16 protein-coding genes and 1 pseudogene are annotated in these 23,868 nt (G+C 64.0%); 7 read left to right on the top strand and 10 right to left on the bottom strand.

Annotated elements, in window-relative coordinates; translation table 11 throughout:
• Positions 1 to 396 precede the first annotated feature (396 nt).
• The gene (locus AB0C03_RS01265; protein WP_357633307.1) at positions 397 to 1,839 is read left to right on the top strand and encodes a PIN-like domain-containing protein; all 1,443 of its coding nucleotides are present in this window, start codon (positions 397 to 399) and stop codon (positions 1,837 to 1,839) included.
• 216 nt (positions 1,840 to 2,055) lie between these two features.
• Here the strand turns inward: AB0C03_RS01265 and AB0C03_RS01260 are convergent, their stop codons facing one another.
• From AB0C03_RS01260 to AB0C03_RS01240, 5 genes are all read right to left on the bottom strand, one after another.
• Positions 2,056 to 2,484 carry a very short patch repair endonuclease gene (locus AB0C03_RS01260; RefSeq protein WP_357633304.1) on the bottom strand — a complete coding sequence of 143 codons (429 nt, stop codon included), beginning with the start codon at positions 2,482 to 2,484 and terminating at the stop codon, positions 2,056 to 2,058.
• A gap of 11 nt (positions 2,485 to 2,495) precedes the next feature.
• Positions 2,496 to 3,176, bottom strand: coding sequence for a GIY-YIG nuclease family protein (locus AB0C03_RS01255; protein WP_357633301.1), 681 nt, complete (start codon positions 3,174 to 3,176; stop codon positions 2,496 to 2,498).
• Positions 3,177 to 3,264: 88 nt separating this feature from the next.
• Positions 3,265 to 4,410 (bottom strand): DNA cytosine methyltransferase, encoded by a 1,146-nt coding sequence (locus AB0C03_RS01250; RefSeq protein WP_357633299.1) that lies wholly within the window; start codon positions 4,408 to 4,410, stop codon positions 3,265 to 3,267.
• Between the two features lie 426 nt (positions 4,411 to 4,836).
• Entirely contained in the window at positions 4,837 to 5,613 is a 777-nt protein-coding gene (locus AB0C03_RS01245) for a GIY-YIG nuclease family protein (protein WP_357633296.1), read from the bottom strand.
• A gap of 403 nt (positions 5,614 to 6,016) precedes the next feature.
• Positions 6,017 to 7,582: a tyrosine-type recombinase/integrase gene (locus tag AB0C03_RS01240; RefSeq protein ID WP_494409865.1), complete on the bottom strand. Its 1,566-nt coding sequence runs from the start codon at positions 7,580 to 7,582 to the stop codon at positions 6,017 to 6,019.
• A gap of 1,184 nt (positions 7,583 to 8,766) precedes the next feature.
• On the opposite strand from AB0C03_RS01240, the gene AB0C03_RS01235 reads away from it, so the two are divergent.
• Entirely contained in the window at positions 8,767 to 9,078 is a 312-nt protein-coding gene (locus tag AB0C03_RS01235) for a trypco2 family protein (RefSeq protein ID WP_357633291.1), read from the top strand.
• A 5-nt stretch (positions 9,079 to 9,083) separates the two neighbouring features.
• Complete coding sequence (locus AB0C03_RS01230) at positions 9,084 to 13,349, top strand: trypsin-like peptidase domain-containing protein (RefSeq protein ID WP_357633288.1); 4,266 nt, start codon at positions 9,084 to 9,086, stop codon at positions 13,347 to 13,349.
• 259 nt (positions 13,350 to 13,608) lie between these two features.
• Here AB0C03_RS01230 and AB0C03_RS01225 read toward each other — a convergent pair whose 3' ends face one another.
• Positions 13,609 to 15,210, bottom strand: coding sequence for a hypothetical protein (locus AB0C03_RS01225; protein WP_357633285.1), 1,602 nt, complete (start codon positions 15,208 to 15,210; stop codon positions 13,609 to 13,611).
• 582 nt (positions 15,211 to 15,792) lie between these two features.
• Here AB0C03_RS01225 and AB0C03_RS01220 point away from each other — a divergent pair.
• Positions 15,793 to 16,824 (top strand): hypothetical protein, encoded by a 1,032-nt coding sequence (locus AB0C03_RS01220; protein WP_357633282.1) that lies wholly within the window; start codon positions 15,793 to 15,795, stop codon positions 16,822 to 16,824.
• A 263-nt stretch (positions 16,825 to 17,087) separates the two neighbouring features.
• Here AB0C03_RS01220 and AB0C03_RS01215 read toward each other — a convergent pair whose 3' ends face one another.
• Positions 17,088 to 17,318: a hypothetical protein gene (locus AB0C03_RS01215; RefSeq protein ID WP_357634526.1), complete on the bottom strand. Its 231-nt coding sequence runs from the start codon at positions 17,316 to 17,318 to the stop codon at positions 17,088 to 17,090.
• A 163-nt stretch (positions 17,319 to 17,481) separates the two neighbouring features.
• On the opposite strand from AB0C03_RS01215, the gene AB0C03_RS01210 reads away from it, so the two are divergent.
• Positions 17,482 to 18,420, top strand: coding sequence for a hypothetical protein (locus tag AB0C03_RS01210; RefSeq protein WP_357633279.1), 939 nt, complete (start codon positions 17,482 to 17,484; stop codon positions 18,418 to 18,420).
• Positions 18,421 to 19,410: 990 nt separating this feature from the next.
• Here AB0C03_RS01210 and AB0C03_RS01205 read toward each other — a convergent pair.
• The 3 genes and pseudogenes from AB0C03_RS01205 to AB0C03_RS01195 form a co-directional block, all read right to left on the bottom strand.
• Positions 19,411 to 19,763 (bottom strand): annotated as a pseudogene (locus AB0C03_RS01205) (transposase); the annotation flags it as partial.
• A 166-nt stretch (positions 19,764 to 19,929) separates the two neighbouring features.
• Positions 19,930 to 21,450 carry a PIN-like domain-containing protein gene (locus AB0C03_RS01200; protein WP_357633276.1) on the bottom strand — a complete coding sequence of 507 codons (1,521 nt, stop codon included), beginning with the start codon at positions 21,448 to 21,450 and terminating at the stop codon, positions 19,930 to 19,932.
• Between the two features lie 720 nt (positions 21,451 to 22,170).
• The gene (locus AB0C03_RS01195) at positions 22,171 to 22,626 is read right to left on the bottom strand and encodes a hypothetical protein (protein WP_357633273.1); all 456 of its coding nucleotides are present in this window, start codon (positions 22,624 to 22,626) and stop codon (positions 22,171 to 22,173) included.
• Between the two features lie 566 nt (positions 22,627 to 23,192).
• Between AB0C03_RS01195 and AB0C03_RS01190 the strand changes: the two genes are divergently transcribed.
• Together AB0C03_RS01190 and AB0C03_RS01185 are read left to right on the top strand one after the other, a co-directional pair.
• Positions 23,193 to 23,597, top strand: coding sequence for a hypothetical protein (locus tag AB0C03_RS01190; protein ID WP_357633270.1), 405 nt, complete (start codon positions 23,193 to 23,195; stop codon positions 23,595 to 23,597).
• Positions 23,598 to 23,849 carry a tyrosine-type recombinase/integrase gene (locus AB0C03_RS01185; RefSeq protein ID WP_357633267.1) on the top strand — a complete coding sequence of 84 codons (252 nt, stop codon included), beginning with the start codon at positions 23,598 to 23,600 and terminating at the stop codon, positions 23,847 to 23,849. It abuts the gene before it with no gap.
• Positions 23,850 to 23,868: the final 19 nt, after the last annotated feature.

Below are 23,868 nucleotides of genomic sequence, written 5' to 3'. Positions count from 1 at the left end.
GGCTACGTGTCGACGAGGGTCTGCCGTGCCGCGCCCCTTCAGTGTCTGGCCGCTGGAGCCGCGGGGGAGCCTGCTCGGCGACGACCGCTGGACAGGCCCAAGGCGTCCCGATACTGGTAATCGAGCGGGTTGTCGGCCCCGACTTCCTGGTGCAGCGCCGACATAGGTTTGGGACTCCACCAGGGTGTCATCCGCCAGGTTGCCTAGGGTCTGGGACGGCCCGAAGGTTCAAAAGTAGTAGCCGACATCGTAACTGTCACAGCCACTCGGTGCGCCCCTCCTGTTTCTTGAGGAAAGTTCACCAGTGGGGCCTCCCGGCATTCCTGGATCGCAGCGAAGTCGATATGCATCAACGAGGGGTCGACGGATAGCTCGGGAACCGCGTAGTTTGTGCCCGTGAGCGACTCAGTCGGCATCCCTGATCTCGACAACCTAGGACTGCATCAGGCCTTCCGCGCCTGGGTAGGGCCGGACCCAGCGGCCTCCTTCTTAGACGGCTTGGTCGTTTTGGATGCAAATACCCTGCTTCATCTCTACCGAGTAACGCGGGCCGCCAGAGAGCAGGTCCTTTCGACACTGGCGCGGGTGGAGGAGCGCCTCTGGGTTCCGCATCAGGCTGCCGCCGAATTCCACCGGCACCGGCTGGAGGTAGTTAACGGCAAGATGGCTCGGTTTAAGGAAATGCGATCGACGCTTTCGGTGGCGAGCGCCGACGCCGTGTCGAATCTTAGAAAATCAGTTATTCGCCTAGTCGAATTCAGACAGTATAATATGGCGGATAGAGACTGGGACCCACAAGAGCATGGACTGGACGAGAAGTCCATCCAAAAAAGGCTAGACGGCCTTATGGATTCGGCTCTGGCTGAACTGAAAGCCTTGCAAGACGAACACGACATCCGCCCCGGAGACGTTGCGATTGAAGATCCGGTACTTCAAAGGCTCGATGTTATAACGCGAGGGAAGCTGGGTAGGCCATACTCCCAGCGACACCTCATGAAAATCGTAGGCGAAGCCATTGAATTCCGGTTCCCAAACGAGATACCTCCAGGATACAAGGACGCCGAAAAGCAGTCTCCCTATAGGGCTGCAGGCGACTACGTCCTTTGGCGACAGGTCCTGGATCGAGCCTCAGAGGAGCCACGTCACGGCCTAATAGTGCTAGTGACAAATGACGTCAAGAGCGACTGGTGGATCCTCGATAAGAACGGCGAGCCGGTAGAGGCTCGCCCCGAGCTTCGCCAGGAAATGTTTGAATGTACCGGCGCACAACTGCGGCTGTTGACTCTCTCTGGGTTTCTCAAAGCGGCAGCCGATCAGTTCCCAGGGAGCGTCAGTGACGAGACAGTCCGTTCAGTTCGCAGGTCGGAAACGATGACGCGGATTGCGGAGACGGTGAGCGTGCTCCGTGCTACCGACAGGGACCTCTTCGACTCGGACCTGCTATCGCTGCCACCGTTCATGTTTGAACAGCTCGTTCTTGCGCTCCTTATCGCCATGGGGTACCAGGACGTCGACTCCATAGCAGACGGTCTGGCTCCGGGTCCCAGCATCCGCGCGACACATCCCCATTCAACTTCCGGTAATGGAACTATTTTAGTGAAGGTTGAACACTATTCGGAGCCAGTTGGGGGTAAAGCAATTCGTGCCCTCAAGGACGCAATGCTAGAACACGCAGCCGAGTCTGGGATAGTGGTCGCCACAAGCGAGTTTTCGCAGGCGGCTCAGGAAGCTATTATTGACTGCGACATACAACTAATCGACGGTCGCAGGTTGATAAGGATGCTGCACGAATTCCTAGATATAGTGTTCACCATTTCAACACTCGACGACGAGAAATGAGTACTACGGATTGCGATGGGATTCGGAGAGGTTCTAAACGAGAAATTGTCGCGGTGCGTCCGTGGCTGCTGTCTCGGACGTCTCGTAGCCTTGGTGTCCAATCGTGGAAAACGGTCCACACCGTCGATGATGACTACTGCGAACGCCACTTACCCGGCACAGCCATTGGCGGCGAAGCGCCCGTGACCAGGGTGACAGTCGCCCGTTGGCAGAATTCTAGCGACATAAGACAAGATTCTTCACCCGCGCGGCCGCTTCTGAAGCTACCTCATGCTCCCAGATCCTGACCGCGAGCCAGCCCGCCGCCTCCAGCTCTCTCTTGTCGGCGGCGTCCCTGTCCCGGTTCCTCCCGATCTTGGCACGCCAGTAACCTGTCGGATCGGCAGGCATGCGCCCATGCAGCGGACAGCCATGCCAGAAACATCCGTCCAGGAAGACCGCTACCTTGCGTCTTGGAAAGACGACGTCAGGGCGAATCTTCCTACTGTCAAGACGAATCTGCACACCCACTCTGTAGCGGAGGCCTAGCCGGAACAGCTCCCGCCGGAGCGCCAGCTCCGGCTTGGTGCCTGAGCTTCGGTTCGCCTTCATCGACTTCGTCGCCGCGGACGGCGGCGGAGCCGGCGGCAGCTTATCTGTGAACATGCGAGTACCTGTCAAGGTGTCGGAAAGAGGCCTTCGGGCTCGTCCACGACCCCTTCGGCGCCTTCGACTTCGACGACACCGTCGAGGGCCTGATACCGGGCACGGGCGAGGGCATTAAGGCGCTCAGTCTGCGTCAGCAGCGCGCGCCTCAACCCTCGGGAGACCTTCCGCTCGCTGATGTTTTTGGCAAGTAGAGAAATGGTCTGCGCGCGCCTGGCGATGCGGATGTCGGGATGGCTACGGTCAGGAAGGATCCCGTCCGGGATGATAACGCAAGTCAAGGGATCGGGCAGCTCCTGCGCCACAGCCTCGGGAATGTCGCCCTCGTTGAGGATCGCGTTGAAGGCGCTGCCTTCAAGCAGCCTTTGGTAGACGGTGTACTCGTACGGGTCCAGCGCTGCCTTCCGCTCCCTAGGTGGCATATCGCCGATATGAGGCAATGACCACATCGAGACGGTGTGCACCTCGAACGGGTCGAGCACATACTTAGCCACCGCGTCGGACCGCTGGCCGGTCAAGTGCCGCCCAAGCCTGACGCCGAAGCCCTCGGCGGTCTGACCGACATAGATGGGCTCGCCGTCATAGTCGTAGAACGCGTAGATGCCCGCCTTCGCCTTCCCGATTGTCTGGCTAGGCCGCTGCGGATCTGGCTGCCTGAGCGCGGCCGTGATTGCGTCACGGATCGCGTGCACCTCACGAGGCAGAAGCGTCGTAGCAAGGTCGATATGGCGCGTAGACAACGGCAAACCCCCGGGCGGACGAACTGGCTCGCCGGAGAGCCTACTCGTCCTCTGACTCGGTGTCTGGGCGCAGCACCGGCAGCAGGTAGTGCTCACCGATCCATCGCACGACGTCGACAACGACGGCGTCTCCGAAGCCGAACAGCTGCTGGTTGGGCGTCCCGGAAAGCAGCTTGTAGTCCGTGGCCCCCATGAGATTGGCGTACTCACGGGGCGTCATCCATCGGATGCGCGGCTCGCGGTCGTGCCCGAGCTCGACCAGCGCTTGCTTGCTCGACCCACCGCCGGTCGTACGTAGGCAGCCGGCGATGGCATCGCGTCGCAGCTCCCACATCGACACGCCTTGCCGTGTGCGCCGGTAGGCAGTTCGGTAGCAAAGTTGGTCCGCTTTGCGCAGCGCCTCAAACCGAATCCGCTGGCCATCACTAAGAGAGTCCACGAAGGCTTTGACTCGACGGTCATCCCACCAGGCGCTCTCCGGCACTTCCCGATCTATCACCGCGTTCAGGTCCGACGGCCCCTGTGGAAGGGCGGGTAAATCTAGATAGTGCATCTTAAAAGCTTCGTAGTGCTTCTTGTGAATCGCCGTCACCCAGGCAGGTCGGACGTCACTGATCTCGGGAACTCCGACGTGTGCGTTCTTCGGCAAATCGGCAGGCATGATTCCTACGATGAACATACGCGGCCGAGACTGTGGAACGAAGTGCTTCGCGTCGATGGCTAGAACGTCGAGCGAATACCCTAGCTCCGATAGCCGCTCGAGCGCCTCCGTTAAATCTTTTCCACCATGGCTTGTCGCGAAGCCGTGGACATTTTCGAGGAGCACCACCCGAGGCCGCGGCCGACCCTGCATTTGTTCCAGGACCCGTGCGAAGTGCCAAAACATGCCGGACTGATCTCCGACGAGCCCTCGCCTATTCCCTGCAAGAGATAGGTCGATACAGGGAAAGCTGCTGGTCGCCAGCTCTATCTCAGGCAGCCTATCTAGGTCCTCGCCATTGACATCGCGAATGTCACTGCGCGCGAAATGGTCCTTCGCGTCAGGAAAATTGGCTAGGTACGCGTCGCGCTTAGCTTCCTTGATGTCGTTAGCCCAGACGACGTTCACTCCGAGGGGCTCTAGAGCAGTGCGCACGAGTCCAATACCGGCAAAAAACTCTGCAGCATTGATAACCGTGGTCTCCATGCACCCTCCATCGCCGATCATCACTGCACAATATAACCGCAATGGCGAACTGACGAAGAACGACGCCAGCCTGTTACCGATCCAACCATACGATAGGTGCAGCGCCTAGTCTCCGGCAGGAGGAGCCACGCATGGGCCCCGTCACAGCCCGCCACCACCTCGGACATCGCCCGCCGAGCCCACCGACCAGCCTGGCTTCGCCGTCCATCCGCACCGGCGCTGTAGAACGCCACGCTTGCCCGGCCCACTGCCCACCGGCGGGTTGCTCGCGACTACGAAAGCCACCCGACGCCTCCGAAGCCAACATCCACCGGCCGGCCACCGCAGGCACGGCCTACCGCGCGACCCGCGGCCAACCCGACCCTCGGCAAGCCCGCCGCCTCGGGAGTCAACAACCTGTGGACTCTATACCGAATGTAGCGTCAATTATGCGTCCGAAGAAGCCTCGGCTTTCGACTCTCGGAGCACGTTTCCGACGAGCTCGTGCACGTCGATAGCTTTCGGAGATGGCCTCCTTCGGCCCTCCGCGTACGCCAATCTCGCCGCCGCTAAGTCAGCAAGCCGGACCGCTTGGATCACAATGACGCGCCGTAGGCCAGGGGAGACCTCTCCACGCTCGTGCGCAACAGCAGAGACTCTGGCCAGGGTCTCGGCGCGGCGGGCAATCCGAACGTCCGGGTGCTCGCGATCTTCCCGTAAGTCTTCCGGGATCAAGTTGAAGCGATACGCGCGTGGCAGGACTACAGGCTCGGCAACAAGCGGGATCTTCTCGTTCAGGATGGCGCGATACTTCGACTCGCTGATGGCAGATCGATACGCCGAGTATTCGATCGCGTTAAGCTTCTTTTTCTTATCTGGATCGTTGCGTAAGAACTCGGTCGGCCACAGCTCCACCTCCGCGACCTCGAAGGGATCGAGGATGCGATACGCCAACGTGTCGGTACGCTGTCCTGTCAGATGCCTGCCGATACGTTCGCTAAACTTTGCCCACGTCTGTCCCACATAAATCGGCTCACCGTCGTAGTCGTAAAAGCCGTATACGCCGATGCACTTGCCTAAATTCTGTCCGCTGGCACCATCGATGGACGCCATGGCCCCCTTTAGTCGAGATCGGAAGCCCTGGACAAAGGGAGTCGGCATCGTGGCAAGACGCGGCGGTTTGCGTTCGGGCTCGTTGTAAGAGGCGACACCTCGACTGGCCACCCGACACACCTCTCCGCCGTGAGAAAATCACCGTCGGCAGGGGAGTCTACGACTTAGGCGCAAAGCAGGGTGTGACACGGCGGAGCCGTAGCCGGAGCACGGCCCACGCGGGGCCACCGGACGCTCGGCGCCGCACCAGCAGCACCGCCGCCGGGTCGAGCCGGTGGTCGCTCACCTGGTTGGCAACTGCCCGCCAGACCAGCTCGCAGACCTTGGCGTTGTCCAGCACTGCCCGTGCCTCACGCCGTATCTCGGCCGCCGAAGTGATGGCGGCACCTGACCCGGCTGGTCAGAGCGGCTCGACCGCCGCAATGAGCGGCCGACGCTCCTAGAGGTGCTCGAGCAGATGGCGGGTGTCTGTTGCGCGGCCGGGCATCGCCGCGCGTTAGCGGTAGCCGTCTATCTACCGATGCGCATCACGCGCCACATCGGTCCGGACACCGGGAGGAGGCTCGATAGACGAGGCCGGCACCGATGGATGCTCTCGGTGGCGGGGCAGTAGCTCGGCGGCTGCCTCTGCTTTGGCGCGTTCGACGTCGAGTTCGGCGATGACTGAGGTGTAGACGTCGGTCATGGCGGCGGATGAGTGGCCGAGGAGTTCTTGGATGTCTTTGAGGTCGGCACCGGCGGCTTTGAGGTAGGTGGCGGCGCAGTGCCGCAGGTCGTGCAGTCGGATCGGGGGTAGGTCGGCGTCACGGACGAGGACCTCGAAGCGGTCCGCGACGGCGTAGGGGTGCCAGGGCTGCCCGTCGGGTTGGACGAAGAACAGTCCGGTGTCGGGCCAGGTCTGGCCGGCGGCGAGTTTCCACTGAGCGCGGCGGGCGTGGTGGGCGCGCAGGACGACGCGGGTGATGCTGGCCATGGCCATGATCCGGTTGCCGGACTCGGACTTGACCTTCTTGATCACGGGTGTGTAGCCGTGGGTGGCCATCTGTTGGGTGACGCTGATCAGGGAGTTGTCGATGTCGACGGCGGTGTCGGTGAGTCCGACGGCCTCGCCGCGGCGTAGCCCGCGGTGCAGGATGAGCGCGAACAGTGGGTAGAGGGCGATGTCGTGCTCTTCGGCGTGGTCGAGGAACGCGCCGGCCTGTTGCGGGGTCCAGACCATGACCGGGCTGGGCCGTTCGCCGGTGTCGCGCCACCGTTGTACGGCTTTGGCGGTCCATACCCGGGCTTTGGGGCGTACCCCGGAGGGCAGCTCGATGTGGGCGGCGGGGTTGAAGTCGATGAGCCGGTTGTTGCCGCGGCGGATGGCATCGTTGAGCGCCTTGCGCAGGGTGGCGCGGATGCGGTGCATGCTGGCCGGTTTGGTGGTGCGCAGGCCGCGGACGCTGGCGCGGATGGCGGGATCGTCGCTCTGGCGGGCGATCTCGATGGCGGCGCTGCCCTCGGCGATGGCGGCGAACATGGCCTCGACGTGCTCCACCCGTAGTTTCACCAGGGCGATGGCGCCGAGGTGCGGGACCAGGTGAACGCGGATATGCGACTCGTAGGCCAGCAAAGTGTTGGGTTGGACGCTGCTGAGGCTGCGGCGGGACGCCAGCCACGAGTGCAGGTACTCGCCGACGGTGGTCGTGACGGTGGCGGGCAGTCCGGCGCGGACCCGTCGGGCGATGGTGTCGCGGTCCGGCAGTGGCGCGCCGGCGGTGACGGCGAGGAGCATGTCGGCGATCTCGGCGGCGACGGCCGGGTCGTCGCTGGCGAGGGCTAGCAGGGCTTTGGCGTGGTCGCGGTCGCCGGTGGCGGCGTCGCGGGTGTCGAAGGTGCTGCGGCGTAGTTGCCGGCGCGCCTGGCCGGGGTGGGTGGGCAGTTCGAGTTGGTAGGCCCACCGGCCGTGGTTGGGATTCCACGATCCGTTCGCACGCCGAATTTGGGGGCAACGGTTGCCGAGTTTGCGGCCTTCGCCGTCGCGGCAGCAACAGCGTTTGAAGACCGACCCTCTCGTCCTGTTCGGATGTGCCCCTCCGATCGGCCGTGCGGCGATTGCTGGCTGTGGGTCGGGTCGCGGGTGATCCGGGGTCGCTGGGATTGGATCGTGCTCCGGCGGTGGTGCCGGCGGTTCGATGCTGTTGCTGGTCGGTAGGTGCAGGGCGTGGAGGATGGCCGCAACCGGCACGCGGTACCGGCTGCCGAATCGCAGCACCGGAACGGGAAACTGGCGCGATTTGGCCAAGTTGTACGCGACCGAACGAGACAGTCCCATAATCCGCGCAGTGGTCGTCAGATCGGTGACTGCGCCCAAGGCGCTGATTCGCTCACCGGTCCAACGGTTGTCTCGGCCGTCGCCGCCTGGCCAGGCCGGCGAGACCGGACTGGGGACATGTTCCGAGGTCTTCATTGCAGAGTGGCCGCCCAATGACCAGGAAGAAGCGATGCCTGACTGTGAATGGACCTCAACGCCAAGCGACGGATTTCTGCGAGACAGCGCACCCAGACTGCAGCGAGCCCAGCTGCCCCCTTTTGGTAATTTGAACCGATCACTGAACAGTGTGTGATGGAAGTCAGTGTCAGGTGCAGCGCATCCGGTTCGAGTCGGGTATCTGACTTCACTGATCGGTCGGGGCATGGGCGAGTCGTATCGGTGGGAGTGTGTTGCCCGCGTCATCGATGTTAATGCGTAGCGGCCCGGGCGAGCGCCGGCGGTTCAGTTGCTGAGGCGTGGGATGTCTGTGGGATACCGCTTGATGCTCCGCCGGCTTGGCCGAAGACGCCGCAGGGTTGGGTGCAAGCTGGGCAAGACGCTGCACATCCACATCTGGGAGGACTACCAGGGCCGCGGGTCCGAGAGTTCGACCTCACGGCTGACTACCGAGCGGGGCTCGCCAAGGAGAAGGAGCGCGAGCGCGGGGCGGGCTCAGCAGGAGAACGACCGAGAGTACGCCCGTCTCGACAAGGAAGGCCAGCACGCCAACGCCCTCGCTGCACTGCTCCTCGTGGGTCAACGGGTGGCGGCACGATCGACATCAACAACACGAGTGGTCGGAACCATACTGTCGCGCGTCGTCGGTCAGCACCGGTGAAGACGGCCTTCAGGTCTGAGTCAGCGAGGCGTCGTATCTACCAGACAGAGCGTGCCTTCGCCGCCTCACGGCCCGCCGATATCGGTCGGTAGTGGGATTACGCGGCCGGCTCGCGATTGCGACGATGGGCTGCATGTCCGACGAGGTAGAGCTATACGACGTGATCCGGAAGGTCCGCGGCGATCTTGCTCGAGCGATGTGGGAGGGGGAGGGCAAGGATTTACGTTTCCGGCTTGAGTCGGTCGAGCTGCAACTCGAGATTGCCGTGGTGAAGGTCGCCAAGGGCACCGCGAAGGTGAGGCTTGTCGTCGTGGACGCAGATGCCGGCCGGGAGAAGTCGACCACCACCCGCCACCACGTCAAAGTCGTGCTTAGCCCTCGGCTAGAGGGCGAGGGGGACGAGCTGCCCTGGGTATCCGGTCCGGCGTTGGACAGCGAGGAGTAGCGGTAGTGCGCCCGGGTCGTCTCGTAGAAGTCGTGGTAGAGCGCGCTGACGGAATTCACCGAGGCTCGGGGTATCGGGTGACCTCATCCACCGTGCTGACCGCCCGTCATGTGGTCGAGGGGGCGAGTCGGATAGAAGTTCGCTTCGACGCAGGCCTGCCGACCGCAGCCCGGACGACCGTCGAGATCACCAACGTTGACTCCGAGTCGGACCTCGCGCTGCTCAGTTGCCCGAACATGGACCCGGTTGAGCCTGCCCCTCTCGGTCGGGTCAATGCCGCTGCGGCCGTGCTCGATGTGCATGTTGCCGGGTTTCCCCGGTGGAAGGTGCGCGGTGGGCGGTTTCGGGAATCGGCGACGGAACCTGGGACCGCCGCGCTGCTGGCCAATCGACGGGAGGGGACCCTGCAGATCAACGTGGCTCCGCCTGCAGTTGATCCTGAGCAGGGGCGCTCACCCTGGGAAGGAATGTCCGGTGGACCGGTTTTCGTCGGTGACCGGCTGATCGCCGTTGTTACGCAGCACCATTGGCGCGAGGGCCTCAACCGGCTGACCGCGATCCCGCTGGTCACCTGGCTTGACCGAATCATCGGAACTGAGCGGGCGGAAGTCCTCGGCGGAATGGGCCTGAAGCAGGATGAGTCACTCGGCAACGTCGCGGTCACCTCAATTTCCGCCTACCATGCCCAGGTTCGGGACATCGCGCCAGAGAACCTCATCGGCCGAGCGTTCGAGATTGATACGCTAACCGGCTTCTGCGCCAGCGACGAAGCGTACGTGTGGTGGCAGGCGTCTCCTTGGGCGGGCAAGACGGCGTTGATGTCCAGCTTCGTACTGGCACCTCCGGCCGGGGTTCAGGTGGTGTCGTTCTTCGTCACGGGCCGGCTTGCCGGACAGTCCGATAGCACCGCTTTCACCGAAGCGCTTGTGGATCAGTTGGGCAAGCTCCTCAGTCGGGAACTGCCACCGAGCACCGGGCCAGGCGCGCGCGATGCGCTTCGCCGCCAACTCCTGGCCGACGCCGCGAGCAGGGCGGCCGCGTTGGGGCAGCGCGTGGTCCTCGTCGTCGACGGACTCGACGAAGATGCCGGCACCTCACCTGGTTCCGAAGTGCCTAGCATCGCATCGCTGCTGCCGCCGCGCCCCAGTCCAGGTCTTAAGGTGATCGTGTCAGGGCGTCCGCACCCGCCCATCCCGACCGACGTTCCCGCCGATCATCCGCTCCGCCATTGCCAGGTGGTCGAGCTGAAGCCGTCCCCACATGCCAAGGGCATAGCCCGAGACGCGACCCGAGAACTCGGCCGGCATCTCGCCTCCGACGGCGTTCTCCGTGACCTGGTTGGACTGCTCACCGCCTCCGGCGGCGGCCTCGCCCTCGATGACCTGGCTGCGTTGATAAACCTTCCCCGCTACACAATCGACGACTTCCTCAACGGCGTCTTTGGACGCACCGTAGAGCGACGGGAGGACGCCTTCCTTTTCGCCCACGACGCGCTGCGAAGGATGGCGGTTGAGCGGCTCGGGTCAACCGAGCTGGCTCGCTACCGCGATCGCATTCATACGTGGGCCGACAGCTACCGGGCGCGCGGATGGCCTGTAGAAACACCCGACTACCTCCTGCGTGGCTACTTCGGCCTGCTCCGCGAAACACGTGACCTGCCCCGGATGGTGGCCAACGGCACCGACCATGCGCGCCACGACTGCATGTTGTCGCGACTGCACGCAGACACAGCGGCACTCGCCGACATCGAGGTCGCACAGCGGACCCTGCTAACCGAGTCGGAGCCCGACCTAGTCTCGATCGGCCGGCTAGCGGTGCACCGCGACTTTCTGGTGCACCGGAACCTAACCATCAGCCCGGATATCCCGGAACTCTGGGCGCAACTCGGGCTGATGGATCGAGCCGTGACGCTGGCAGAGTCGATCACCGACCCGGGCCGACGTGAGGCTGCGCTCCGAATATTGCTCACCCAGGCAATCTCCAGCCGCGATTGGGAGCGGGTCTTCGGACTGCTCCGCCGGAATCCCGACGGCGCCGAGCGGACCAAGGCGACCATCGCAGCGATTGTCGCGCAGGATGCTCCGGTGCAAGCACTGCTGGACCAGGAACTCGAGCTCCTAGCCGAGTTGCCCGACGCACAGGACCGGACGTCCTCGGCGGTGGGACTGGCCACTGCACTTGTTGTCAACGGCGACCGGATGCACCTTGAGTATCTTTTCCATCGTCTCGACTCCCTCGCGCAACAGATAGAAGTAGTGCTGCGGGTGGCCACAGAGTGCGAAAATCGAGGCATCGACATAACTGCACTAATCGACCTTGCCGATTCTTTGGCGAAGGCGGCACCGACAGACGAAGACAAGAGATCTGCTCTCAACCGGATTTCCAGACTCCAGCGTGCCCGCCTTGAGCAACCGTCCGACTTTGGCTCGTATGTTCAGGCCCTCCCGCGGGGCAGCTGGGAAAGCGGGTCTCGCAAAAGACGAGCAACGAGCGCTTCCCCGTCCCTTGAAGCGCAATTGACGGCTGCGATTAAGGAATCACTTTGGTCAAAGGCTGCCACTGTCATATCCTCTTATCGAGAGGACGAAGAGAAAGGGAAAGCATGGCTGCGCGTAGCTGAGGCGCAGTGGGATTCCGGGTGCCATGATGACTCACGCGGATCGTTGGATCGTGCGGCCGGTGGAGGGAAGCGATACTTCCGAGCGACCGAGCTGCCGCTGAGCAGAATCGCCGCTCTCGCCGAAGTTCAAGGTGGGTTTAGGCGCCTCACCGAGATCTCGCAAAAGTTTGATAAAGAGAACGAGTTTAAACTCCTGTGTGCTGCCATCCGCCACTCGTCGGTCCTTAGTAACGCCGAGGTTTTGCAGTGCGCCATTGAGCTGGTAACAAGTCATCGCTGGCTGCAATTGTCGGAATTTCTTGGGGAGTTGGTCAGCGCCGCATCTGGTGGCGGCAGCGTTGACCTGCTCTTTCGGCTGGTCGAGCAGCAGGCACCGCACTCGATCATCAATCTTTTAGTCGGGGAATTCCTGAAAGTAGGGGCCCCTGATCACGCCAGAGCATTGGCGGACAAAATTCCTCGTCCGGCCGAACGGGCCGCCGCCTTGGTTTCCGTCGCACGGGCGCTGGCAGAGTCTGGCGACAATGCCACCGCTAAGGACGCGGCTGAAGAAGCCGAGTTGGCGGCGCGTTCCATCCCTGACCTGGCTTGGCAGCGAGAGGTCTTGACTGAGTTGGCCGGCCTGGCGTCCGTGGCCGGCGATGCGGCGATCACGGCGGCCCTCATAGAAGCAGTAGAACGGCTTGCAAACCAGGCGAAGCCCTTCGAGCCTATACTCGACTTGATAGTCGAAGCCGTCAGAAATGATCATTCTTTACTCGGGATACTTGGCAACATCGCCCTGGTCGCCGGCCAGGCCTCCGATGATCCTGACACTCATGGTGAGTTGGTGGCCCGTTTGGCCCGTGTCCTCGCGGCCGAGGGCAGGACCGATGACGCCTGTCTACTACTGGTAATCGCCGAGCGTCTGATCGCCGTGATCCCCGTTCCCGCCCGCCGGGATTGGGCGCTCGCGGATCTGGTCTGGGCGGCTTCCGCTGTCCGCGACTTTCTCGTCGCTGAGCGCGCAGTCAGCACGATCGACAGTCCGGACCGTCGCGCAGAGCTGCAGGTCCATGTGGTGAGTGCCATGGCCGCCGCCGGTGATGTACGGCGAGCTGGATCTGCTGCGTCCCGGATTGCTGTGCCGGGGAAAAGGGCGGAGGCGTCCCTTGAGATAGTCAGAGCGCTGACGCGCCGGGGTGAACTTGACCAAGCCGCCGCCGCAGCTAACTCGATCAGTTCTCCTGAGCTCCGATCTGAGGGTTTGCTACTCATCGTGCAAACCGCCGCCCGCTGGGGCGAGCTGCATCGCGCCGCGGACGTCGCAATTCTTATCCCTAACGACATTTACCGTCGATGGGCCTTCGAATGCGTCGACTCGACCACTCGGGCTTCAGTGGAAACAAGAGGATCACACGTCGTCAGCCAGCTACCGCAACACGACCTTGTTCCCGAGGGCACTTGGCGACTGTTCTGCGGACTGAGCTACTCGGCACATGAGGCGGCCCATGTTCGAAGTGCGGCAGCGGAGGCGTTTGTGGCCGGAGACAGTCGAACACCCCTGGCGACGCTCGTTCGTGCCTATCCGGAGGTAATCAGGGCGATTGCCACCGAGACCCTGGCTCTGGCGGCCATTGGCACCCCTTCTGAACGTCATGGCCCATATTGATGCCGTAGATCACGTCCGTGGTAGCTCGACGCGCTGGTCCAGCAGCTTGGTCCCATGCCTCAGAAGCTCGAGCACTTCGCCCAGCGAGACAACGGAACGCAGGCCTCATTGGTTATCCAGCCTAGCCGGAATTACGGCTCCCCATGAAGGCAGGTTCGCCCAGGTGGCAGACAGGGCTAGGCCCAGAGCGCTGCGGGCGTCGGTGAACTCCTGTCTGCTTCGAGCCGTGACATCGGACGGGGTGCCCTTGCCGCCTCGGTCAATACAGCTTCAGCCCCACATGGTCGACGATCAGCCTGCGATATCCGGGGTCGAGCGCGAAGTGGATCCGTCCCACCTGCGACGGCGGAGCGTAATCCCTCACTTTGACGTGGGGAGTTCGGTCGTACGTCGCGCCTTCATAGTCGAAGTATCGAACCTTTGAGCTTTTCTCGATCTTATCGTCCTGCAGGGCAACCTTGAGATCAAACTGGTCCCTCATCCAGGTGTCGAGATGCGGATAGCTCCGATCGCTGCCGTCGTAGAGCGCGACTGCCACGCGAGCAAGTTTGGTCAGGCACTCAGCCATCTCCTCAGGAAAAGGGTACCTGCTCTTTTTCCAGGACGAAGCAGCTCGATCCGTGAAAACGATGCGCCCTGCTGCGGCATCCGCGAGATGAAGGAAGAGGTTGTCCGCACTGGCGGCGTCGCCCGTAACGAGCCTGGGAAGCACAGCCCATGGGTCCTCCTCGGTCGCCTCGGCGTTACCCGGCATGGCAATTGCGCGGAGCGCAATCGTGAGCTGATCGATCTTCGCTTCGAGTGCCGGCACCCTCCCAGCTTCAGACTGGAAGCGATCGGCCCGCTGCTCCTCCTCTCCGGCAAGTTGCCGCCATTCATCGGCGCCCTCGCGGGCGGCGGCTAGTTCGTCTCGTAGCGCTTCGATTTGCGCGCTGGCGTCGCCTTCGGCTAACGCATATTCTGTCCGGGCGCGTGCATCACGATCCTGGTGAGCAATCTCTGCCCGACGGGCCTCGCGATAGGCGCGGTCTAAACCGCGTGCGAGAACCGAAACCGGCGCAAGTAGACGCATCAGCTGAGCCCTGAGCGTATCCGAGTCCTCGGAGTTGACCTGTGACTCATCAAACGGGACTGTGGGTGCGGATGGATCGCTCCAGATCAGACGAGCCCCTGCGAGTGGTGGCGGGTACCCGGGCAGGTCCGCATCCAGAGCACGCGAAGCTCGATAGTCGAGAGTCACGACACGAACAAGTCCGACAAGCTTCGCTGCGGCCGTTCGAGCTGCCGCAAGCGCAGGCAGTGTTCGGGTGTGGACGAGCAAGATCGGCAGCCGCGAGGGTTTGTGAATAGCCTCAACCAGAGTGGCGACCTCGGCGTCTGTGCGGACCTGCAGGTAGCGGCCGTCCTGCAACTGCCCGACGATCGAGAGCACGATCTGGTCGTTATCGAGTAGCGAACGGATGACGCCTGGTTGCCGGAGGTCCGCTGGTGGCGTAGGCGAGAGCCAGGTCGGCGAGCTCTCCCGTGCCATCGATACTCGGACCGATGTTCGTGAGTCCATCTGCCCAAGCGTCAGGCGGGTCACGAAGACAGGGCTCGACTCCCGGCTCTCGTCGCGGACCTCAACTCGGAGTGCTTTCGTGTCCTCGGCACCGGTGACATCCCAGATGGCTGTGCGCGGAGCATTGGACCGATTCGGCCGAAGATCGAGACGACCGCTGGATTCCATCACACTTTGGTCGACGGTCTGGCCTGCTGCGAAGGCGAGCCACGATACGATGCTTGCCAACGTCGTCGCGTACGGATCGGTTGAGGCATCCGGTGGCCGGACCTCGAACTCCACGACATAGAGGACTTGCATCGCCCCTCCTCACGCTACGTCCGACATTGGACACCGTACTGTTCCCGTGCTCGGGCCTCGTCTCGCAGTAGGCGTGGCCGCTGGAAAGTACCGCACGGCCGCTGGCCGTAGTCGCCGACAGCCGGCCGGCGACCCTCCGGCGGCTGCACCTTCCGTACATTGGGGCTGCGGTTCGCCGCTTCGCACCTGCGCTGGAAATCGTCGAGGCGGGCTGAGGATTCGTCGCCAAGCCCGCGGAGGCCTTCATGCGGATGTTGATGGAGTAGAGACGATCCGAAGGTGCTCCGGTGCGGACCCATAACCGGGGCAATTCCCGCAGCTCAGAGTGGGTGGAGCGCACGTGTTTCACCGCGGAATGCTCCGCGGTTCTGCCCAGTAGTCGACAACGCTCGCAGTCCAGCGGTACACCTCCAGCGCCGCGAAACCCCGGTGAATGTCGCCCCGACCGCATCGGCGATCACCACACCGGTGGCCATTCCGACGGTGGTGTACGCCCCACCACCGTATGCCTGCGGCCGGTTGGGGTGTCAGGTAGCGGTCAGGCACCTACTCCCCATCGCGGTTGTTCCCGATCCTGTCCGTATGGATCCGGCCCAAGCGTGCGCAAGCCATGGGTGGAGCATCATCACCTCGGCCTCCACCAACTCCCAGTTCGCTGGCGTCCTCGCCGGTTTCGTGTTCACTGGCATTGTGATGCTGTTCGCCATGCAGGGTGGCCGATACACCCAGGCGCTGGCGGTGCTGAGCCCGACCTTCATCGTGCTCGGCTTCGACAGCTACCTCTTCAGCCATGTCACTGGCAGCGGAAACGACGGCGAATGCGCCCGGGTCTGGACCGACGGAATGTTCGCCAGCGGCATGCTCGGCGTCGGTGCCGCCGGCGTCGTATCCAGCATCTGCTGGCTGCTGGCAGCCCATCTCGACACCCACGCCAAGCAACCGCCGCCGGCAGACGCCAGCACAGGCCAGACGACCACAGACCAGCGGTCCGAACTTGCCCAGCCGGACCCGGCGATCGTCAATCTGCCGCGCATCGCGGCCGGGATGATCTACGGCGTGACAGTCGGGATCTGCCTGCTGCTAGCGATGACGGCAGACCGGTACCTGCGACTTGTCTCGAATGACGCGCCTCGAATGCTCTGGCTGTGGGTCGTATGGGCCGTGCCGGTCGCGGTCCTGTTGGGCCTCGCTGTCCTGGTCCTCGCCCGGTGGCGGCGACGCGCGCGGCGCCAGCACGCGGAAGAGGGCAAGACGCGGACCTCGCGCGTCCGGTCGCTGACGTTCGTGGTGTACGGCATGCTCGCCTACGGCCTGCTGACCCCGGTACTGGCCGGCGTCATCGCGAGCGTAGGCGATCACTGGTGGCAAGAACCCGGGCCCCAGATCGTGGTGCCAGCGGTCCTCGTCGAGCTGGTATTCGCCACGCTGCTGCTCGTCGCGCTCGTCCTCGCCGCACCGCCAATGCCGCCGCCTGCGGCCCGCCGGCACGAACCGAATGGCTTTCACGACGAAACCGGCCTTCCCATACCGACCCAACCGGACCCCGTCGGCGGGGACGTCGGCGGTGCCGTCGACGACCATCCGGGACCACGCGCACAAACCGAAACTGCGTAAGACAGGCACGAGAAGGGCTCGAAGCCGGACAGCCGGGAGCAGGGCATCCGCGCCACGTCTACCGCATGGCGATGGCACCGCTCACCTGCACGTTTGGTTCTTCGCCCGGCCGGAGGGGCCAGGCGCGCAGCTCTACGGATCCTGGCTGTTCGTCTGGGACGACCTCCTGCCGGAGTATCCCGCCGATGCGGACGCGGCGATTGTGGCTGATGCCCCGGTCGCCTCGGGTCGTGTCCCAGCCACGGCGAGTCGCCGGTCAACACCTAGGCCCAGTCGCGCCAGTCCTCCAGCCCGGCACAGCAGCCCGGCGTCACCACCGTCCCGATAGTGCCGCCGCGAACCCGTAGGCCCCCGGCAGCGATGAGGAAGTCCTCAGCCAGCAGCGCGTTCACGACCTCATCGCGCCCGCCAGGAGGCTGAATCTCAAGCCGACCGGCGAGCGCGGCCACGAACAGCCCGACCCGTTCATCGCCGCAGCCGGCGTCGAGCACCAACCACTCACCGCGATGTCATCCAGCGGTCGGTTATGCCGACGAGCTTCGCCCTCGGCAGAGACCCTCACGATCTGGTGAGCGTTGGCCATCAGTCGATGTCAGAGCGCTGCGCGAGCGGGTCACACTGTGAGATGGCAGGGGCAGCATCCGAAGGGCGGTTCAGGTGGCGTTCGATGCATCGCAGTACGTCGTCGGCGACGATTGGGCCTACCGGTCTCGGGACACGGCGCCGTCGGAACGCGTGCGCATCAAGGCTGTCACGCCGAAGAAGGCCAGTGCGAGCATCGAGGTGGAGTTCCTCGATGACGACGGCGCCGGCCACCGTCTGCAAACCGTGTCGTCAGCCCGGCTGAAAGCCCGGTGGGCCGACGTCGAAGCCTACGACGCCCGGCAAGCGGACTGGCAGCGCATCGACGACTTCGAGCTCGACTCCGTCGAGCGGAGCGCGGTTCTCACCGTCTACTCCGCCCTCATCCCTGAGGATGTGGCAGAGCTGGACTGGCGTCCGGTCGAAAACGCAACGATCATCAAGGATCGCGCGAAGCTGACCGACATCCTTCAGGTGCCCGTAGAGGAGATCCTCGCGACGGTTCAGTGGTTCACCACCGATGACGCCACGGTCGTCTCGCCGGCCGGCGCTGTCATCATCGCGGAGGCCGCCTGCCGAGCCCACTCGCACACCATCCTGGAGCACGTGATCGAGGATGAGGCGGCAGCCCGGCACAAGTGCAAACACGGCGGCCCGCATCCCATCCACAAGGGCGAGAAGTCCAGTCCGGAATGGGAGTACCGGTGGTATCGCAGGCATGTTCGGCCCGAGCACGAACTCCTGCGGCAATGGTGCGGCCACCCCGCCGTCGTAGCCCACGAACGCCTCACGGCCGCTGAAGCCGAGAACCACCGCCTCGACCTCCTCGTCGTGCAACTCATCAAAGCTCTCGACGTCGCCGGTGACACCATGCAAGCTGAACGATTCGCCGAAGAACACGAACGCGACCGGATCACCCCTTACCTCGCCCGACCCGTCGTCGACCGGCCGCTGCACTGGTCCGAGATACCGGTGCGTGAAGTCCCGGTCTATCGGCGCCGCCGCTGGGGGTAGGCGACCATCACTGCCACCGTCGCTCGTCCTCGGAGCCTCGGAGTTATGACGCTCACGCCGACCTTCACTTGCCGCTCGCGCTGATTCGGGAAACAACGGCGCCGTGGCGCTGTTGCCCAGTGCCTGGGTCGACGACGTGCAGGGCGATCTAGAAGCGCTGCGGCGGAGTTGGCCGCGGCCCCGTCGTCCTGGCCGCCAGCTCAGGCGTCGCCGTCTGGCTCAATGTAGCCGTGTTTGAGTAGCACGGCCCGGAGCTGGCCTTGCCACGTTTCTTCATCGGCGTCGAGCCATCGGTGTCGGTGTGTGCACTGCCAGTTCGGCGGAGGTTCCTCGGGGACGAGACACCCGCCGAGCGCAAGGTCGCCGTCGGCAGCAGCAATGTGCGCTTCTGGGACCGGGAGGCCGAAGAGTAGTGGGATGCCCGTCGTGTGGCACTCGGGGCAGGCTGGAATCACCTCGCTACGGTACCGGTCCTGCAGCGTTTACGCGGGCGGGTGGACCGCGGACGGGTCGAATCAGAAGGCTGGCTGGAGAGCGGATCGTATGAGGCCGACGTCGTGTGCGGGTAAGGAACTGCTGGTTGGCGCGGCTTGCAACTGGGCACAGATTGGGTGCAGGTTGGCAAAGCGGTTACCGCGCCGAAGTGCTCACCGACCCGGACAGAGACGAAGGCTTTGACCTGCGGTGATGCGGTTGGTTCGGTGCGCGGTGACCTCCCAGGAGTGCCCGAAGATGCCGGCATGGCGCTTTCGGTTATCCAGCCGGATTACCTCGGCTCATGCCGATGAGTAGATGCCGAAACTGTCCGTTCGACCGCGAGCGCACACAACGCGAGCACACACAAGCAGCGAGCAAGACCGGGGGAGCGCAGGCTGGAGGAAGCAGGGTGCACTGAACGTCCTTGAACCGCATCCAAAGGTGTCGAACATCCCTCGAGGGCACCCGCCCCTACCTGCGGCTCCACGGTAACTTAGGTCACGGCGCGGCCGGCCAGGGCATCCTGGACCCGTGGCTGCCGCGGTAGCCCGCCGTCGGCCATTTTTGGCCGCCCGTCCAACTTTTCGGCGGTGCCCGAGGTGCGGTGGACGATGGTGTCGTTGCGGTAGCCGGGCTGCGGGCTGCTGACGGCGATGACCAGGCGGGTGCTGGCGTCGATGGCGACCTGCAGGTGCGTGGAGTAGCGGTAGTTCTTGCTGCGGGTGGCCAGTCGGTGATCGCGGGTCTGGACCAGCGTCCTGTCAACAATCGCGATCTGTGCGACCGCGTTTGCGCACCGGCGCCAGGGCTAGCTGCGGGCCGAGGGTGTCGATGCCTCGATCCGCTGCCGAGTGCGACACCCCGAAAGCGGACCGCCTACGACGCGCCGACGCGGACGGCGTGTATGGCCCACCTCGACGGCGCCAACCCACCCGCGTTCACCCTCACGGCCTTGGCACTGACGGCTCGGTCAGGCAGTGACCCCTTAGCAGGAGCCGGGCGGCGCTGAGGGCAGGGCATCGAGAGTCACGGTCATGGTGCAGGCAGTAGCGGTCGGATCAAGTGAATGACCTGGAATCCGAACCGATCGCCGATTTTAAGATGACTCTGCTGTTCTTCCGGTGAAATGGGTTCCCCTTCACGCAACGTCACAATAACGACAGGGCTTCCAGTGTCATTCGAATGATCCTCAACAGCAGACCAGATTAACTGACGAAAGTTCGCCGGCCATCCCCAGCAGACGTACCTCTGAATGGAGCCGTCAGTGACATGGCAATGTCCTGGCTTGTCGCCTAATGAATTCTCGATAATTCGCCACCCCGGTCCCATGGCCTGCCGCACTAGATCATCAGCCTGCATATGCTGCTTCGGCATATATGCCGCAAAATTTCCAAGACCCTCGCGAGCACGCAAATATTCTTTCATCGGCCCATCTTTGAGCCAAGGCCGTATCTGGCCTGATGGAAGATAGCGACTGAGCGCTCCTCCAATCAGAGGAGATTCAACCCATCTGTCATACTGATCGGATTTCCCGCGGCTGGTCAAGCTTTCCCAGTTGATCTCGTCGGCTTCGCGGAAGAGCTCAGATAGAACCTGCTCCCAGATGCTGCTCGGAATTAGCTCCGACGGCTCGGGGTTCACCCGCATGCTGTCGACGCGAGCGACGTCCTCAAGGGAGCCCGCTTGAACCTGCACGTGCAATGCTTGCACGGCAAGCCGCATTAGGCGCTTAGGTTGCATCATGAACAAGGGGACGCCGGCGGTACGCCACATTTCAGAAACAAGCTCAGGTCGAGGGCCACGGATTTCTCCCCCCACCCGTCGCCACCAATCCTCCTTAACATCGCCTGTGACAAAGAGGACTGGCTTGCCGCGCTTCTTTGCTTCTCTGAGAACCTGCCCCCAGACCAGAAAGTCACCTGCCGCCGCATCACCTTCTTTAGCCTTGTCCCTGTAGCCCGGCGGCGCCCCCATCTCTACCCGACGCAGCCCTTCCTTGACCATCTGTGCGAGATCCTCCACGTTGGGTTGCATGCCCACTCGGCCGCGAAGAAGGGGCTCAAGGCGACGCAGCACCGGATCGCTGTTCGTATTCCGCGCCATCTCAATAGCATCAACATCCTCGAAGTTTCTAATAGATCCTACGAGTTCATTGAATGCTTGGGCGATACTATCCTGCATTGCCGTCAGTCGGTCATCCGGCAATGCAATACGGTTGGCCCACGCTCTCACTAGCTGAAGCGCGCGTTCGCATTGATCTTGTAGATCTACGGACGTCTGCTCGGCCTTGATTTGCGGGTCCCTGATTGCGGCCTCGCGATTCCGCCAGAATTCCGCAAGCACTTGATGCGGAACCCATAGTCGATCACCGACATTGTCGAAGATCGCAAACAGATCATTTTGAGCCTCGGCATTATAGCGATATACGTTCAGTAGGACGTTGGTGTCAGGCACCACAAGGCCGTTCCTAAGTGCGTGGTTGTAATCCTCATCCGAGGGTGTCCGATACCCCTCAAAACCGTCGAATAGCCCTTGGGGCACATTGGCATCCACAGTCTGTTCTCCCCCAACGGAAAGCGAGGAGGGAATTCCCTCAGCAGCTCTTCGGCGTACGCCCGACTCTGGCCTTGGCAGGATTCGGACCTGCGACAGGGTTAGGGTATGGCAGCGTGAGGAGTGCCGCTGCCCCGGTGTGCCGCCGCGCTCGGCAGACTTCTAGTGGCCCCCTAAGGCGCCCGGAGGTCCGGGCCGTGACAGCCGTGGTCGCGCCTTCAGGGCAGCGGGTACGCGGTTAGGTGGTCGGCGAGTTGCTTCGGATGGCTGAGCGCCACCGGGTGGCCGCCGTCCATCTCGTCCGGGCAGCGCCGAGCCGGTCGGCGGCCACCCGACGTTGGAAGTCCGCCGCCTAGCCGGTGTCATAGTTAAGGAACGGGTGACCGGGTGCGCCTGGGTGCCCGAGAAATCTGCGCTTGCCGCGACCACGCCCTCGGGCACCTACCTGTGGTCGTACCATCCCCACGGGAGTGAGCCGGATCCGGTGCCAGTCGGCGGCAATCAGTGCGTGCGCGAGCTCTCGCCGCCCACACAGCCCGGCAGCGCGCGGCCGGCGATGGGCGGAACGTGCCCTCCGCCGGCCGCAAGGCGGTCGCCGACCCGGGTGGCTGGCGGGGCGGCGGACATCCGTTCCGAAACCAGGGCGTCCAGGCGGACCTCGACTGGGTCGGGCAGGGCCAGACAGTGTCGGAGCCAGCAGCTTGACCACGCCCCCGGAGGCTATGACGGGATGGGCACAGCGACAGGTTCATCCTGCCCGTCCCAGTCGAGCAGCATCTCGGCCGGCACAGCTTCGCCGTACGCGCGAATGACGGCGAACTCGACCTCACCTCCCGACAGGACCCGGGGAACCTCCTCCGGGAAGTGAATGAACCCTTCGCCGGGTCCGCCAGTCTTGACCCAGCGAACTCCGGTTGCCGACTTGGTGCCGATGTTCCTCAGCAGACAGCGGCTCTTGCCCGCCCGTTGGGTAACCCAGGCGACGTCCGGCGGTGGCGGTGGCAGTGCTGCCTCGGCGGCCGAGGCCTGACGCTCTGCGGCATCCGCAGACCGCTCCGCGGCAACCGCCGACTTGTCGGCGGAGTGGGCGGATGTTCGGGCGTACCTCACGCTCCAGCCAGAGACGAGCAGAGCAAGAGCAGCGATGACGATCGTGATGATGCCTGCAACATCCATGACGGCGAACGTAGCGGGTCGCTCGCTCTAGCGTCCTGCTCCGAGCAGCACGACCGGACGGGGAAGCGGATGACCGTCCGCTACGGCTTGGTCCCGCGCTGCGAGGCGATATGCAGGCGGCGTTGTAGGACGAGGCGGCGCATCTGCTCCGCCAGCTCGAGCGGCGCATCGGAGGCTGGCGCGGAGGCGGCCGGTGGCGGCCCCGCACCAGGGGCTTGGCCCACGAGTTTCCTGCCGCGCTCCGGCGAGGAGACGCAGGTACGCCACCAGCCCCTTCGCAGAACACGATCGCACGGAGGCCCCACCAGCGCACTGTTCCCGGTTGAGAGAGCACCCAGGACGCCGCGGCCAGCACCGCCAGCTGGACGGGGGCCCCTGCCCACCGCCGCCAGCCGCAGGCCGGATCGCGGACCACCGGGTACCCGCGAAGCCACCACCAGCAGCTCACGAACACTCCGGCGGTGACGACCACCGGCCCCGGCGATCGCCCAGTGAGCTGAGTCGGCGCGAGATTTCGACATCAGCGAATTGTCGCCCGTCGCCGGCTGGCCGGGCGTCCCCCGGACGTGCTGCAAGACGCGGCCCGGCACATCCGCGAGCGGTTCGAGGACCACGACACCAGGTTCCTGGCGTTAATGACGCCGGAGGGCCGCGCCGGGCACCTCCGGGCGCTGCGGATGGTGTACGACCACATCGACCGGATCTGGGAGGCACCCAAACGCGCGGGAGGCCCTCACCCGGCGGAGCTGGGCGGCTACGGGTCGGTCGCCGGGCTGCGGGACCTGGTCGACTTGCTGATCGGGCACGCCGAGCAGGCGCAGGACAGCGCCGGTGACGTGTCAGAGAACTACCGAGCGCGGATGGTCGCCGAGAGGTTGGCGGCCGCCACACGCGAGCCGGGCCGGCAGTTCGTGTTCGTGGCACCGCGGGGCAACCACTGGCGGTACGAGGACTTCTACGAGGGACGGTGAGTGAAGATCTGCGACCTGGCTCGGGAGAAGGGCCTGCTGCGCCGGATGACGATGCACGGGCTGCGGCAATCGCTGCTGACGCTCCTGGCCGCCGAGGGCGTCGACCTGGCGGCGCTGCGGACGATGGCCGGGCACGCGAGCGTGACCACCACGATGAACGTCTACGTGCACGCCCGGCGGCACCACGGACCGGTCCGGCGGATCGTGGGGTACTTCCTCGGCGTTGACGAGCTGACGGCCGTGGAGCGGTAGGGGACCGCCCCTGCAGCAG

Origin of the sequence: Micromonospora parva (assembly GCF_040649675.1) — a bacterium.
GTDB lineage: Bacteria > Actinomycetota > Actinomycetes > Mycobacteriales > Micromonosporaceae > Micromonospora > Micromonospora parva.
This window is presented reverse-complemented; position numbering and strand designations above follow the sequence as displayed.